15 protein-coding genes and 1 pseudogene are annotated in these 14,261 nt (G+C 71.8%); 7 read left to right on the top strand and 9 right to left on the bottom strand.

The window, feature by feature from the left end; genetic code table 11:
* The first annotated feature begins 8 nt into the window (after positions 1-8).
* Both SALPAC3_RS0102080 and SALPAC3_RS0102075 read left to right on the top strand, forming a co-directional pair.
* Positions 9-878 carry a pentapeptide repeat-containing protein gene (locus SALPAC3_RS0102080; RefSeq protein WP_018219613.1) on the top strand — a complete coding sequence of 290 codons (870 nt, stop codon included), beginning with the start codon at positions 9-11 and terminating at the stop codon, positions 876-878.
* Positions 879-960: 82 nt separating this feature from the next.
* Positions 961-1,188: a hypothetical protein gene (locus SALPAC3_RS0102075; protein ID WP_018219612.1), complete on the top strand. Its 228-nt coding sequence runs from the start codon at positions 961-963 to the stop codon at positions 1,186-1,188.
* Positions 1,189-1,217: 29 nt separating this feature from the next.
* Here the strand turns inward: SALPAC3_RS0102075 and SALPAC3_RS0102070 are convergent, their stop codons facing one another.
* Positions 1,218-2,516, bottom strand: a complete 1,299-nt coding sequence (locus tag SALPAC3_RS0102070; protein ID WP_018828280.1) for a lycopene cyclase family protein — start codon at positions 2,514-2,516, stop codon at positions 1,218-1,220.
* A 243-nt stretch (positions 2,517-2,759) separates the two neighbouring features.
* Between SALPAC3_RS0102070 and SALPAC3_RS0102065 the strand changes: the two genes are divergently transcribed.
* Complete coding sequence (locus SALPAC3_RS0102065) at positions 2,760-3,968, top strand: MFS transporter (RefSeq protein ID WP_026185155.1); 1,209 nt, start codon at positions 2,760-2,762, stop codon at positions 3,966-3,968.
* A 149-nt stretch (positions 3,969-4,117) separates the two neighbouring features.
* Here the strand turns inward: SALPAC3_RS0102065 and SALPAC3_RS0102060 are convergent, their stop codons facing one another.
* The 6 genes from SALPAC3_RS0102060 to SALPAC3_RS0102035 all read right to left on the bottom strand — a co-directional run bounded on the left by SALPAC3_RS0102060 (position 4,118) and on the right by SALPAC3_RS0102035 (position 10,136).
* Positions 4,118-5,362, bottom strand: a complete 1,245-nt coding sequence (locus SALPAC3_RS0102060) for an MFS transporter (protein ID WP_018219609.1) — start codon at positions 5,360-5,362, stop codon at positions 4,118-4,120.
* A gap of 116 nt (positions 5,363-5,478) precedes the next feature.
* Entirely contained in the window at positions 5,479-6,330 is an 852-nt protein-coding gene (locus SALPAC3_RS0102055) for a slipin family protein (protein WP_018219608.1), read from the bottom strand.
* A gap of 147 nt (positions 6,331-6,477) precedes the next feature.
* Complete coding sequence (locus tag SALPAC3_RS0102050) at positions 6,478-8,376, bottom strand: AMP-dependent synthetase/ligase (protein WP_018219607.1); 1,899 nt, start codon at positions 8,374-8,376, stop codon at positions 6,478-6,480.
* Between the two features lie 150 nt (positions 8,377-8,526).
* The gene (locus tag SALPAC3_RS0102045; RefSeq protein WP_018219606.1) at positions 8,527-8,817 is read right to left on the bottom strand and encodes a hypothetical protein; all 291 of its coding nucleotides are present in this window, start codon (positions 8,815-8,817) and stop codon (positions 8,527-8,529) included.
* Positions 8,814-9,224: a DUF1622 domain-containing protein gene (locus SALPAC3_RS0102040; RefSeq protein WP_018219605.1), complete on the bottom strand. Its 411-nt coding sequence runs from the start codon at positions 9,222-9,224 to the stop codon at positions 8,814-8,816. The genes SALPAC3_RS0102045 and SALPAC3_RS0102040 overlap by 4 nt, the downstream gene beginning before the upstream one ends.
* Positions 9,225-9,335: 111 nt before the next feature.
* Positions 9,336-10,136, bottom strand: coding sequence for a potassium channel family protein (locus SALPAC3_RS0102035; RefSeq protein WP_018219604.1), 801 nt, complete (start codon positions 10,134-10,136; stop codon positions 9,336-9,338).
* Positions 10,137-10,181: 45 nt separating this feature from the next.
* Here SALPAC3_RS0102035 and SALPAC3_RS0102030 point away from each other — a divergent pair, with 45 nt between their 5' ends.
* The 3 genes and pseudogenes from SALPAC3_RS0102030 to SALPAC3_RS28540 form a co-directional block, all read left to right on the top strand.
* Positions 10,182-10,712, top strand: a complete 531-nt coding sequence (locus SALPAC3_RS0102030; protein WP_026185153.1) for a MarR family winged helix-turn-helix transcriptional regulator — start codon at positions 10,182-10,184, stop codon at positions 10,710-10,712.
* Between the two features lie 41 nt (positions 10,713-10,753).
* Positions 10,754-11,251: a DUF421 domain-containing protein gene (locus SALPAC3_RS0102025; protein WP_018219602.1), complete on the top strand. Its 498-nt coding sequence runs from the start codon at positions 10,754-10,756 to the stop codon at positions 11,249-11,251.
* Positions 11,252-11,368: 117 nt separating this feature from the next.
* Positions 11,369-11,647 (top strand): annotated as a pseudogene (locus SALPAC3_RS28540) (cell wall anchor protein); the annotation flags it as partial.
* Between the two features lie 25 nt (positions 11,648-11,672).
* Here the strand turns inward: SALPAC3_RS28540 and SALPAC3_RS0102020 are convergent.
* Positions 11,673-12,953 (bottom strand): amidohydrolase, encoded by a 1,281-nt coding sequence (locus tag SALPAC3_RS0102020; RefSeq protein WP_018219601.1) that lies wholly within the window; start codon positions 12,951-12,953, stop codon positions 11,673-11,675.
* Positions 12,954-13,104: 151 nt separating this feature from the next.
* Here SALPAC3_RS0102020 and SALPAC3_RS0102015 point away from each other — a divergent pair, with 151 nt between their 5' ends.
* Positions 13,105-13,281 (top strand): thiazolylpeptide-type bacteriocin, encoded by a 177-nt coding sequence (locus tag SALPAC3_RS0102015; protein WP_018215603.1) that lies wholly within the window; start codon positions 13,105-13,107, stop codon positions 13,279-13,281.
* A 230-nt stretch (positions 13,282-13,511) separates the two neighbouring features.
* Here SALPAC3_RS0102015 and SALPAC3_RS0102010 read toward each other — a convergent pair whose 3' ends face one another.
* Positions 13,512-14,252 (bottom strand): MerR family transcriptional regulator, encoded by a 741-nt coding sequence (locus SALPAC3_RS0102010; protein WP_018219600.1) that lies wholly within the window; start codon positions 14,250-14,252, stop codon positions 13,512-13,514.
* Positions 14,253-14,261: the final 9 nt, after the last annotated feature.

Raw genomic sequence — 14,261 nt, 5'->3', positions numbered from 1 at the left:
CGGTCACCATGACAGCGGTCGGTCCGGAGGAGCTGCGCGCCGACTGCTCCCGATGCGTGGGGATCTGCTGCGTGGCGCCCGCCTTCGCCGCCTCGGCCGACTTCGCGATCGACAAGCCGGCCGGGCGTCCCTGCCCGAACCTACGGCCGGACCTCCGCTGCGGAATCCACACCGACCTACGCAGCCGCGGCTTCCCCGGCTGCACCGTCTTCGACTGCTTCGGCGCCGGTCAGCGGGTGACCCAGGTGACCTTCGGGGGGCGAGACTGGCGGGACGACCAGCCCACCGCCCAGGCGATGTTCGACATCTTCACCGTGGTACGGCCGCTCCACGAACTGCTCTGGCATCTGACCGAGGCGCTGACGATGGAGCTGCCCGCGCCACTGCGGGCCGCGCTGGCTGAGGCGCTCGCCGCCACCGACCGGCTGGCCGGCGGCGACCCGGAGTCGCTGCGGTCGCTGGCCGTCGACGCGCACCGGCGCGGAGTCGTTCCGCTGCTGGCCCAAGCCGGCGACCAGGCCCGGGCCCGGGGTGGCCGGCCCGGCGTCGACCGCCGCGGCGCCGCCCTGCTCGGCGCCGACCTGCGCCGAGTGGACCTGCGTCGGGCGAGTCTGCGCGGCGCCCAGCTGGTCGGTGCCGACCTACGCCGAGTTGATCTGACCGGCGCGGACCTCACCGGCGCGGACCTACGCGGGGCCGACCTACGTGGCGCGGACCTGTCGGGCGCTCTCTTCGTGCACCAGTCACAGCTGGATGCGGCCCGCGGCGACCGGGCCACCGGTCTTCCGCCGCGGCGCAGCCGACCCAGGCACTGGGCAGCCCCACGGCGCGCCCGCGACGGCTCCCCGCGTTTCCCCGGGCGGCGTCCGGGTAGGTGAGCCCGGGGTAAGCCGGCTTCGGTCACCGCGGCAGGTGCGGTGGCCGGGGCGGTCACCGCAAGCCAACGGGCGGGAGTGCGCCATGACCGAGCAACACCGCTTCGACCTGGCCGACACGGACGAACCGGACGGCGTCCCGGCGCTGGAGGCGTCGCTTCGGCCGCCGGGCGAGTCGCTGCCGCAGACCGAGGACGTCGGTGACGACTTCGCGGACCTGCCCGCCGAAGACCGGCGATCGGCGCGGGAGATCAGTCGGGCCGGTTACGACGTGGCTGACGTGTCCGGGGCCGTTGACCCGAACCGGGAGTGAACCGCGGCACGCAGGTCCGGCGGCGTGGGTCACTCGTCCGGCTGGAGGTGTCGCGGCGCGCCGGTGACCGGCGGCGGGATCTGCCCGGCGGTGGGACGCCGCCAGGGCAGGAGCCGGTCCCGCAGCCGGGCGGCGGCATCACCGGCGGTGGCGGCGAGCATCGGCGCCAGCCGGGTGGTGCCCATCAGCGCGGCCTCCTCGGCCGGGCTGGTGGTCCCGTCCAGGAAGCGCAGCACCCGGTCGGTCGGGTTGCGGTCGAAGAGCCGGTCGAAGAAGTCGGGGCCCGCCAGCGGGCCACGGTCCAACGCGCGCAGCGCGACCGCGTCCAGCCACCGGTGCCGGCGGGGGTACGCGGGTGCCGGCACCGGTGCCCGCCCGGCGGCGAGCGCCGCGGCGATCTGCCCCGCCTGCCGGTGCATGGCGGCGAATGTGAAGCCGGTGGAGGGTCGGGTGGCGCCACCGCCGGTGCCGAGGCGGACCACCCGGGGCGAGGGCCGCGGGTCGAACGGACCGTCGGTCATCGGGATCACCCCGTTCTCCACCTCCCGCACTCGCAGCCGGGCCGGGTCCAGCCCGAGCCGGTCCCGGTACGCGGCCAGCGCCGCGTCGTAGCCGGCGTCGGTGAGTAGGCCGGGGGTGAACTCGGTGTACTCGACCAACGCGTACCGGTCGTTGACCGGCAGCACGTACCCGAACGAGACCCCCCGATCCGGCTGCGGGGTGCGGAAGTCCATCAGCACCGCCCGACCCGGGTCGAAGAGCGGCCGGTCGGCCTCGAGCCACCAGCCACGGAAGTGCTGCAGCCAGTTGGTACGCCCGGCCCGCCGGGGTGGGCGCGGCCGGGAGTCGAGGACCCAGGCTGCCCGCAGCGTCGATCCGCCGGCGTGGACGGTGACCCGGTCGCCATCGTCCTCGACCGCCTCGGCCGGGGCGCCGACGCGGACCGCGCCGAGCCGCCGCTCGGCGCGGGCGGCCCGGTCGTAGACGGGGGCCGAGCGCAGCATCGCGTACCGCAGTGGGGCGAGGTCGAGCACGCGGTGCCGCTCGGGGGTCGTCACCTCCACCTGTGACCAGCTCGCGGTCAGCAGCGGGTCGAGCCCGTCGTCGGGTCGGCCCCAGAAGGCCCAGGTCCGGTCCGCCCCGCGACGCTGCACCGGATCGATCACCGCCACCCGTAGGCCACGCACACCCCGCCGGGCCAGGGCGGCGAGCACGAGGGAGCCCGCGCCGCCCCCTCCGACCAGGGCGAGGTCAACGTCGACGGTGGGCACCCGTACACGCTGCCACACCCACGGTCGGGTTCGCCGGCCGGACCGGCGGCCCCGCATCCATCGGCGTCGCCGGGTCAGCTGAGCGGTTCTCGCATCCGCCCCCGATCGCAGCTATCCTGGCCGTGATCGACAGTTAGGAGTTGGCATGCGCCAGGGCAAGGTCACGGTCACCGCTTCGCCGCGAGAGCACACCGCGCGCTAGCCGGTTCCACCGTCGGGCTCGGACCCCACGGTGTGGCGCTCCTCGCCGCGAAGCGGTCGCTCCCACCACGACCGTTTTCCCTTGCTCGAGGAGCTATTTTGCGTGCCCTTGTATCCGCGCGTCTCGGCGCGGATTTCACCAAGCTGTGGACCGCCTCAGCCGTATCCAACATCGGTGACGGAGTCACCATGGCGGCCGGTCCGCTGCTGGTCGCCTCCATCACCACCAATCCGGCGCTCATCGGTGGCGCTGTCTTCGTCCAACAACTGCCCTGGCTGCTGTTCGCCCTGATCAGTGGCGCCTACGTGGACCGGCTGGACCGCCGCAAGCTGGTGGTGGCCGTCAACGCGCTGCGCGCCGCGGCACTCACCGCGCTGACCCTCGCTGTCGCCACCGACACCGCCACGGTCGCTCTGGTCTACGCGGTGTTCTTCCTCCTCGGCACCGGGGAGACCCTGGCCGACACCGCCGCCGGCGCGTTCCTGCCCGCCATCGTGGCACCGGACCAGCTGGCCAGCGCCAACGCCCGGCTGATGGCGACCTTCACCATCGCCAACCAGTTCGTCGCCAAGCCGCTGGGGGCGTGGCTGTTCGTCATCGCCGCCGCCGCGCCGTTCGGCGTCAACGCCCTGACCTTCGCCGTGGCCGCGGCGCTGGTGGCGACGATCCGGCCGGTCCCCGCGCTCCCGCCGGCGGCACCGCGCCGGAGCCTGCGGGAGGAGATCACCGACGGTGTCCGCTGGCTGTTCGGACATCGACTGCTGCGTACGCTAGCGGTGAGTATGGGGCTGGCGAACCTCGCGTTCTGCGCCGCCTTCGCCACCCTGGTCCTCTACGCCCGGCAGCGACTGGGCCTGTCCGACCTCGGTTTCGGCTTCCTCCTGACCACCTTCGCCGTCGGCGGGTTGGTCGGTACCGTCCTCGCGCCGCGGCTACAACGGATCGTCGGGGCCGGCACCCTGCTCCGCGCGGGCCTCGTCGTCGAGTTCGTCACCCACGTCACCCTGGCGATCACCACAACCCCACTCCTCGCCGCCGCCGTTCTGATCGTCTTCGGGATCCACACCATGGTCTGGGGCGTCATCGTGGTTACGCTGCGCCAACGCGTCGTGCCCGCGCACCTGCTCGGCCGGGTCGGCAGCGTCTACTCGCTACTCGATCTCGGCGGAGCGGCCCTCGGTTCGCTTCTCGGCGGCCTGCTCGCCGGGGCGTGGGGACTCACCACACCGTTCTGGACCGCCGCCGCCGTGCTGGCGCTCATCGCTGTCATCGCCTGGCGACCGCTGCGTACGGCATCGGTCGTCTGACACGTCCGGGGCGCCCCGCTCCGCCCGGGCCTCGTCCTGGTCGGTCGGGGCGCCGCCCGCGTACCTGCCGAAGAAGCGCAGCAGCTCCACCGGGCGGGCCGGGGCGACGACACGGACCGCCGTACCTGCCGTCACATCCACAGCCTGGGTCATCGGCGGACCGGTCGGACGACGGCCACCAGCAGCGCCACGACAAGGTAGGGCGCCACCGCCACCGCGAACGCGACCCGGTTGCCGGCGACGGTGGCGAGCAGGCCGTACCCGACGTAGCACGCCATGATCGTCGTGTCGGTCGCCATCCCGGCGAGCGAGGTTACGGTGGCGCGGGCCGGGCCGCCGATCCGCGCCTGGAGCCGGACGTCGGCGAGCACAGTGGCCAGTTGGAAACCGCAGAAGGCGACGCCCACCAGCAGGAAACCGACCGGGTGACCGATCAGCGCGCCGGCGGCGAGCGCCCCGGCGGCCCCACCGATCAGGCCGGCGTACCCGCGACGGCCCAGCCGCTCCCCCGCCGGGGCGAGCAGACCGCCGACGGCGACACCGACCCAGGTGAGTACGAGCAGCAACGGCACGGTCGGCCCGCTCGCCCCGACGTCTCGGGCCAACAGCGGAAGGTACTCGTCGAGCGCCCCCCATCCGGCGGCGACGGCGGCGACCAGCAGCACCGCCGCGCGCACCGTCCGGTCGGCGTGCGCCTCGGCCAGCCCGCCCCGCAGGGAGAACCACCAGCCGGGTTCGCCGTCGTCGAGGTCGGTGCCCGGCCCGGCGGCCGGCTCGCGGTGCTCCGGTAGGCGGGTGGCGACGGCGGCGGCCACCAGGCAGGCCAGGACGCTCGCCACGCCGAGAGCGGGGTAGCCGCCGAGGGCGAGTACCGGCGCCGCCAACACGAGGGAGGCCAACACACCGAGGGTTTCCGCGGTGCGGGCCCGACCGATGACACGGGCGTACCGGCTGGCCGCGCCGAGCCGGTCCAGGCCGGTGTAGACCAGGGCCTCCAATGCACCGGAGGCGAGCGCGCCGCCGACTCCCCAGAGCAGGAAGCCCACCGCGAAGGCCGGGTACGAGGGCACGAGTGTCCAGAGCGCGAAGCCGACGGCGGTCACCAGCGGCGCGAGGCAGAGCAGCAGCCGCCGGGAGACGGCGTCGGCCAACGCCCCGGAGGGGACCTCCAGCACGATCGAACTGGCCGACCAGATGACGAACAGGGTCGAGATCTGCCACACCGTCAGACCGGTGTCGGTGAACAGCAGCGGGTAGACGGGGTAGAGCAGGACGAGGTCGCGCAGGAACGCGTACCCGTAGAGGGCCGCCGCGAGTGACCGGACCCGCCGGTCGGGCGAGGCGATCGGGCCCGGGTGCGGGCCACCTCGCAGTGGAGTCGTGTCGAAGATCATCGTTTCTTCCCGTGGGGTGAGTGCGGACGCCGGAGGTACGGCGACCGCGGTGGCCCACGGGAAGGGCACTCAGCGGTGGATCAATGTCGCCAGATCATGCGGCCGATGGTAGCCGTTCAGCGGGCCGGACGCGGCCCGCCGTCGCGGCGGTGCCCGTCACCGGCCAACGCGGCTGCCTGCTCCGCCTCCTCCTGGTCGGTCGGGGCGCCGCGGGCGTACTTGTCGAAGAAGCGCAGCAGCTCCACCGGGAAGGGCATCACCAGGGTGCTGTTCTTCTCCGCCGCCACATCGGACACGGTCTGGAGCAGCCGCAGTTGGTAGGCCCCCGGGGTGTTGGCCATGGTCTGGGAGGCGTCGGCGAGCCGCCGGGACGCCTGGTACTCGCCGTCGGCGGCGATGACCCGGGCCCGTCGGTCCCGTTCGGCCTCGGCCTGCCGGGACATCGACCGCTTCATCCCCTCCGGCAGCGAGACGTCCTTGACCTCGACCCGCTCGATGTTCAGCCCCCACGGCCCCTCGGTCGGGTCGTCGATCACCGACTTGAGGTCGGCGTTGACCTTGTCCCGGTCGGCGAGGAGGGTGTCCAGGTCCACCTTGCCGATCACCGAGCGCAGCGCGGTCTGCGAGATCTGGAGCACCGCTGCCGGATACTTCTCCACGTTCACCAGGGCCTTCACCGGGTCCACTACCCGGAAGTAGACCACCGCGTCAACCTTGAGGGTCACGTTGTCCCGCGTGATCGCTCCCTGCGCCGGCACGTCGATCACCGTGGTCTGCATGCTCACCCGGACCATCCGGTCCACGATTGGAATGATCAGCCGCAGGCCGGGTTCCCGGACGGGCAGCACCACCCGTCCGAAGCGGAAGACCACCCCGCGTTCGTACTGCTGCACGATCCGCAGGCTCAGGGCGCCGAGCAGCGCCAGAACGACAAGCACGATCACCACGCCGATGAAGCCGGCTGCCATGGCACCCCTTCCGGTACGCCGCCACGGCTCCCCCGTCGCGGCCCTCGCCCGGACGGACGTCAGCTCCGCCCGGGCCCAACGGACGCCAGCGCCCACCCGGTTCGGTGGGCCCTGTTGCCGGGCACGGACGCGAGCGCCCCGCCCAGCTCAGTGGCCCTGGTACAGGGCGTTGACATCCTCGCTGAAGTGTTCCTCGACCACACTTTTTTTGATCTTGAGAATGGGGGTGAGTTCGCCATCGGACTCGGTGAGATCCCGGGGCAGGATGCGGAAGGTCTTGACCTGCTCGGCCCGGGAAACGGTCGCGTTCGCGCGGTCGACGGCCGCCTGGATCTCGCCACACAGCTCCGGGTCGTCCCGCAGCTCGGCCACGGTCGCGTCGTCCGAGCGGCCGTGCTCGGAACGCCAGCGATCCCAGGCGGACGGATCGATGGTGATCAGCGCGACGACGTAGGGGCGACCGTCGCCGATCAACATGCACTGGCTGACCAACGGGTGCGCGCGGATCGCCTCCTCGATCGGCGCGGGCGCGAGATTCTGCCCCGAGGCGGTAACGATGATCTCCTTCTGCCGCCCGGTGATCCGCAGAAATCCGTCCGAGTCGAGCTCTCCCAGGTCACCGGTCCGCATCCACCCGTCCTGGGTGAACACCGCCCGGGTTGCTTCCGCGTTGTTCCAATACCCCGGGAAGACCGGATCGCCGCGGGCGAGGATCTCACCATCGTCGGCGATCTGGATCCTCACCCCCGGCAGGGGTCGACCGACCGTACCGATCCGCTGTGTCGTCGGCGTGTTCGCCGTCAACGCCGGGGAGGCCTCGGTGAGTCCGTACCCCTCCAGCACCAGCAGGCCCGCGCCCCGGAAGAAATGTCCCAGCCATTCGCCGAGCGGCGCGCCGCCGACAATCGCCGCGGAGCATCGACCACCCAGGGCGGCCCGCAGCTTCCGGTACACCAGCAGGTCGAACCCGCCTCGGGCGAGCCGGAGCAGGGGGTTCGGGCCCCAGGAACGATCGAGGCCGTGGCTGTACCGCACCGCCACCCGCTCGGCGAGCCGGAACAACCAGCCCCGGTGGCTCTCCTCGGCCCTCTGCCGGGCCCGACTGTGCAGCTTCTCGAAGACCCGGGGCACCGCCAGGACGAACGTCGGCCGGTGCCGGCGCAGCTGCTCCAGCACACCCGCGATGTCGGCGGTGTGCACCATGGTGCTCCGGGTCTGCACCACCCCGACCTGGATCATCCGGGCGAACGCGTGCGCCAACGGCAGGAACAACACCGTGGTCGCCCCGGCGTGTAGCAGCTGCGGCAGCACCGAGACCGCGGCGCTCACGTCGCAGTGGATGGAACGGTGGGTCAGCACACAGCCCTTTGGCCGACCGGTCGTGCCGCTGGTGTAGACGATCGTGGCCATGTCACCGCCGGTCACCCGACGACGCCGGCCGTCAACCACCGCGGCGTCAACCGCACGCCCCTGGTCGGTCAGATCGATCAGATCACCGGCGTCGATCTGCCACACGGCGCGCAGCGCTGGCAGCTCCGAACGTTGGCCGGCGACCAGCTCGGCCTGGCCGGCGGTCTCCACCACGCAGCCCACCACGCCCGCGTCCGACAGGATCCACCCGAGCTGGTCCGCGCTGGCCGTCTCGAACACCGGCACCGACACCGCCCCGATCGCCCAGAGGGCGTAGTCGACCAGGGTCCACTCGTACCGGGTGCGGCTGACCAGCCCGACCCGGTCACCGTGCCCCACCCCGGCCGCGAGGAAGCCGCGGGCGAGGCTGAGCACGTCGTCCCGGAACTGGGCACACGTCACCGGCACATCCCCACCGCGCACCGAGCGCCGTGCGGGCCAGGCGCGGGACACCGGTGCGGGCCGGACGAACTGCACCGCCTCCGGTTCCTCCCGGGCGTTGGTCCACACCTGCTCGGCCAGCCCCGGCAGCACCCCGCCGATCTCCTCCACCGGCGAGACCACAACCTCCTGCACCTTGCTACCCCCGGTAGCTTCACCACCGGCACCTGGCGTGCCGGCGCTCGTACCACCCATCGTGCGACCGGCGGCGGCACCGGCGGCGGAACTACCGGCAAACCGGCCCGGGTGCCGCGCCGACGTGGTAAGACGCCGTCAACGCTGGAAAGCGCTCGGCTCCGCCATCGGAACGGGCAGTTGGCGGCAGGACGACTGACGGCGGTGCGCCTAGCGGACGGAGGGGCGCTGCGACAACCCACGCTCCGCTGGCCCGGGCTGGCTGCGGCCGGCGGTCAAACCCACTCGGACCAGCTGACGGATCACTATGATCGCCACCACGTAGAGCAGGTTCTCCCCCACCGGTGCCGGGGCGAGCCGCAGCAGACTGGCGGCCAACCACAGGTCGAGGCCGACGTGCAGGGCTAGAAGCCCATCCCGGGACACCAGCAGGACCACCGCGGCCGAGCCGATGCCCGCGGCGATACAGGCCAGGGTGGCGTACTCGACCAGGGTGCTCACGTGGTGGGCTCCTCACCCGCCCGGTTCGGGTCGGCGGACCGGTGCGAGCCGAACTCGGCGATCTCGCGGCGCTCCTGCTTGAGCTCACGGGCGAGGAAGAAGTTCAGGGCGGTTCGGATCGCCGCCACCGCGGCCAGCTCGGAGATGTCCACCAGGGTTGGGGCGACCGAGGTACGCATAATGTCCGAGGCGAGTTGAAACTCCAGCCCGAGGGTCAGGAACCGGCCGAGAGTCAGCCGGATCGGCACGAACGCCCGGCTCCGCCGGTGCCACAACCCCGCAAGTAAGAACCGGACGAACGCCAGCATCGCCCCGACGAAGATGATGAGGATGCCGGCGGCCTCCACCACTCGCACCAGGAGGTCCACCGCTTCCAAGAACCAATGCTGGTCGGCCATGCCATCCATACCAGCGGCTCCATGCCGCCGCGAGCGCCGGCACGCCGGGACAACACCCGATCGCGTCGCCGTCGGCCGACACCGCCCCGACGGGCGGTGCCATCCGCCGAAGGTTTCCCGTCAGGTGTGGGTCGTCCGGGCCGGCTGCACCGGCGGGGCCACCGCGTCGGCGGAGCCGGCGCCGACCGACGGGTCGAGCTGCTGGCGCAGCGCCGCGATCTCCTGGCGCAGCGCCGCGACGTCCTCGGCGGTCGCTGCCGGGTGCCGGTCCCGCCCGGTCACCCGGTCCACGATCCAGGTGGCGAGCGAGCCGGTCACGAAACCGATCAGCCCGATGCCGCCGATCATCAGGCCGACCGCCACCAGCCGCCCCTCCGGGGTGACCGGATAGAAGTCGCCATAGCCGACAGTCGTGATGGTCACGGCCGCCCACCAGAGGGCATCGCCGTAGTTGGTGATGGACGGGTCCGGAGCCTGCCGCTCGGCGTCCAGGACCGCCAGGGAGGCCACGCCCACCAGCAACACCGTGGTGGCGGCGACGTAGATGCCGAGCCGGCCGCGAACCCAGGCCTCGGTCCGCCGGCTGAGCGAGAGCACCACTGTCACCAACCGCAGCGCCCGCAGCGGACGGAGCATCGGCAGGAGCAGAACGGCGAGGTCGAACAGGTGCTCCCGGAGGAAGCGTCGCCGCTGTGTGTGCAGGATGAATCGAACAGCCATGTCGAGCCAGAACACCAGCCAGGTGGTGAGCGTGGTCACCTGACAGACCGTGATCCACGCCGGGCTGAGCTGCGGATCCAGGATCGGCGCAGCGTATGCGGCCAGGAAGACCAGAGAGAAAACGGTCAACGGCAGCGCGGTCAGACGCTCCCAGCTCGCGGCCCGCTGCTCCCGCCGACTGATGGAGCCGGTGTTATCCATGATCGCCCCCGACCGTGGTGCGAGTATCCGTGTAACTATGGGCCGATGCGACTCTACGTGGAGCCAATGGGGTCGTCGACGGCGGTGGACGAGCCTCAGGTAGACGAACCACTGGTAGACGCGCTGGCAGCGCTGTGCCGCTCCCTGGTCGGCGTCACCGTCCGTACGCTCGACGCCCTCGATGTCGACCTCACGATGTCGCAGTACCGAATTCTGGTCCTTCTCGTCTCCGGGGGGCCGGTCCGGGTCGTTGACCTCGCCACGAGCCTGCACGTCCATCCCTCCACCGTCACCCGCGCCTGTGATCGTCTGGCCCGACGGGGGCTGGTGACCCGACGGACCGGCGAGAGCGACCGCCGGGTGTCCTGGCTCAGCCTGACTGTCGCGGGCCGGGATCTGGTCGGCGAGGTCGTTCGACGCCGTAGCGCCGAGATCCGGCGGCTGGTCGCGGTGACCGGCACCGCGCCCGAGGTCGGGCTGATCGGCACACTGGAGGCGCTGGTGGCCGCCGCGGGCGAACCGGATGAACGGCAGTGGCGGCAGGACTGGGAAAGGTGTGGCGGAGCAACGCGCTGAGCTCACCGGCATGACGCAGCCGTCGTCGGGTAGCCGCTGCCGTGGTCGACTGGCGGGCGGTCTTCACGCCGGACGCTCCGCTGTTGGAGATCATCGTCCGGGGCAGCGTGATGTACCTGACGCTGTTCTTCCTGCTGCGGGTCCTGCTGAAGCGGGAGAGCGGCACCACCGGTATGACCGACCTGCTGGTCATCGTGCTGATCGCCGACGCCGCGCAGAACGGCATGGCGAACGGCTACACCTCACTCGCCGACGGGGTGCTTCTGGTCGCGGTGATCATCGGTTGGGCGTACCTGCTCGACGCCGTCGCCTACCGCTGGCAACCCGCCGCCCGACTGATCCGACCGAAACCACTGGCCCTGGTCCGCGATGGCCGGATGTTGCACCGCAACATGCGCCGGGAGTTGGTCACCGAAGACGAGTTGTACGGGCAGCTACGCGAGCAGGGCATCGACAGCCTGGCTGACGTCCGGGAGATGCGAATGGAGTCGGACGGCCAGTTCAGCGTGATCCGCCGCGACTCCGGCACCCGGCCCTGACCTCAGCCATCAGTCTTGGTCGCGGTGGCTGCGGCATTTCTCCACGAACAGGATGGATAGCTGTCAGCAATAGCGCCTGTCCGGTTAGCGACTCTTGTCCACCTGAGGGTTGGAGCGATGCGGAAGCTCGGCCAGCAGTCAGCCCATGACTCCGGCGCGGCTGGGCGCGATGGGCCATCGCCGGATGGTGTCTGCTCACGATGGCGGTAGCGGTCACGCAGACGATCGCCGTGTCGCCTGCGGTCGCCCAGAACACACTGTCACCGTCCCCGCCGCGTCGGACACCATCCGCGCCTGGGGTGACAATCTGTACGATCAGCTGGGGACGGGGCTGGCGCCGACAGTGGCACGCCGGCTACACCAGCACCAACACCTGCCCCGGCAGCCAGTCCACCCCCACCAGCATCACCTGGGCTGCTGGTCAGCTGCTGGCGAGCAGCGGTCGGGCCGCAACCACCAGGGCCGTCACACCGGTCGGCAGCGCCAGCTCCACGCTGGGAGCGAAGGCCGGGCTGTGATTCGTCGGCAGGTTGCCCAGCTTCTCGGCCGCGTTGGCCCCGGGCGCCCTCCGCCACTGTCGCGGCCCCACCGTGCCGAGCATCCAGTAGCTGCTCGGTATCCCCCCGGCGGCCAGCAGCGGAAAGTCCTCCGCCGCCAGGGACGGTGGCCACCAGCCCACCCGCTCCGACCCGAACACGCCCGCGTGGGCATCCCGTACCCGGGCAGTCACCGCCGGATCCCCCACATAGCCAGGAGTGCGCGAGACGACACGTACCGTCGGCTCGCGCGGGCTGCCGGCGGCCGCACCGGCGGCCCGCACGACTCGGGTCACACTGTCCAGCACCCGGTCCAGGGTCGGCTCACGCAACGCCCGAATCGTCAGCCCGAGGGCGGCCTCGTCGGCGATGACCCCCGGATGGTGGCCGGCGCGCAGCGTTCCGACGGTCAGCGCCACCTGATCAGCCGGGTTGACCTGGCGGGCCACCAGCGCCTGCAACTGCACGACGATGTTCGCGGCGAGCACCACGGGATCCACGCAGAGGTGCGGGGTGGCCGCGTGCCCACCCCGTCCGGGTACGGTGACGTCCACAGTGATACAGCCGGCCGTCATCGCGCCGGCGCCGTGGGCGACCATTCCCGCCGGTAGCGGCGCGGCATGCTGGGCCAGGAGCAGGTCGGGTCGGCCGAACCGCTCGTAGAGGCCGTCGGCGATCAGGGCCGCCGCACCGTGCAGGGTCTCCTCGGCCGGCTGTCCCAGGATCAGCAGCGTCCCCCGCCAGCCGTCCCGGCCCTGGGCCAGGTGGGCGGCGGCGCCGGCCGCCGCGGCCAGGTGCAGGTCGTGCCCGCAGGCGTGCATGACCGGTACGGTCCGGCCGTCGGCGGCTACGCCGGTAGCGGTGCTGGCGTACGGCAGGCCGGTCTCCTCGGCGACCGGAAGCGCGTCGAGCTCTGCCCGGATCAGGACGGTCGGGCCGGCCCCGTTCCGCAGGACCCCGACCACGCCATGCCCACCGACTCCGGTCGTGACCTGGTACCCAACCCCCCGTAGCGCAGCCGCGAAGCGAGCCGCGGTGCGCTCCTCCGCCCCGGAGAGCTCCGGATGCGCATGCAGGTCGCGGTAGAGCCGGGCCGCGGCGGCAATGATCTCCCGACCAACCGGCGGGCCGGCCGACTCGGCGGCATCGGCTGCTACGAGTGCCATGGGGTCAGCCAAGCCGACGCCGCTGTCATTCCACTGACATCGGGCGACAGTGATGTGTGACAGCGGCACCACGCGATCGGTAAGCGCCCTGGGGTGTGCTTGCGGTGGGCCGACCGGACAAGCCGGCCGGCCGCGACCGGGAGGAGTCACCATGGAGCACGACACCGACCTCAACGCCCTCGCCGAGGAGATCATGGAGCTGGAGTCGGAGACCTTCGCGATCTCCGACTACGCCGACGCGTCCGAGGCGATCCTCGCCTCCTGCTCCTCGTCGGCCACCACCTCGACCTGCAGCAGCACCACCTCCACCACCAGTTGCTCGGCCTGAGCAACAGCAGTACGACGTCGGGCCATCCGGAATGGGTGGCCCGACGTTCTACGACCAGGCATTGATCTTCGCGTAGGACGTAGGCCCCGTCGCCCGGTAGGGCCGTCGCGGACGGCCACGGCTGTTTCCACTGCTGCCGCCGGGGCTGCAAAGGAGTAGCGAGCCGGTGCTGATCCGTCCCACGCCCAGGTCAGCCGGGGTGACGACGGGTGCGGGTACGGCGCAGTCGTTCACGGTTGATCGGCACTGGCCAGCCGGACGAGAAGCTCACGCTGGGCGTCATTGAAAGCCACTTCCTGGTACGACATGAGCAGCGCACGGGTCCGCGGATCCAACTCCGTCCACCCGTCGACGCTCAGCGGGCGCAAGGCGAGGTGGTAGTCGGCGACCAGCCGGTCGATCTCCTCATCGCCGGTGTCCGGCCCGAGCGCGGCGAACCGGGCGGCCAGCGCGGTGGTGGCCGCCAGCACGTCCGGCTCGGTGGCCTGCCTGAGCAGACCGATCAACGCGGCCCGCCCCTTGTTGTCCAGGAGGTGGTGCAGCAGCAGGATTACCTCGCGGTCGTGTTTGAGTATCTCTGGCGGCAGGTCCGGGCCGCCGCCGCTGCCAATGCTCGCGAGCAGGCCGGCCAGTTCCGACGGCGTGTCCGCGGCGGCTCCGGCGGCGCGAAGCTGGGCGATCACCTCGCGGCGGGCGGTGAGCCGATCGATCTGGTCGGCCAGTTCGCGATCGAGCTCGTCGAGGACAGCGTGGGCCCGGTCGCTGGCCCCCAGTATCGGCGGAATTTCGTCGAGGGGGATGCCGATCTCGGCCAGCCGCCGGATGCGCAGCAGCAGCACCAGGTCGTGCACCGTGTACTCGCGATAGCCGTTCGCCCGCCGTGCCGGCTCGGGAAGGACCCCAACCTGGTGGTAGTGCCGCAGGGTGCGGACGCTGACTCCGGCCAGCCGGGCGATTTCGCCGCTGTTCATCCGTTCCTC

Source organism: Salinispora pacifica DSM 45544 (genome assembly GCF_000378845.1).
GTDB lineage: Bacteria > Actinomycetota > Actinomycetes > Mycobacteriales > Micromonosporaceae > Micromonospora > Micromonospora pacifica.
The sequence above is the reverse complement of the archived record's forward strand: the minus strand, read 5'-3'. Positions and strand labels throughout refer to the sequence as shown.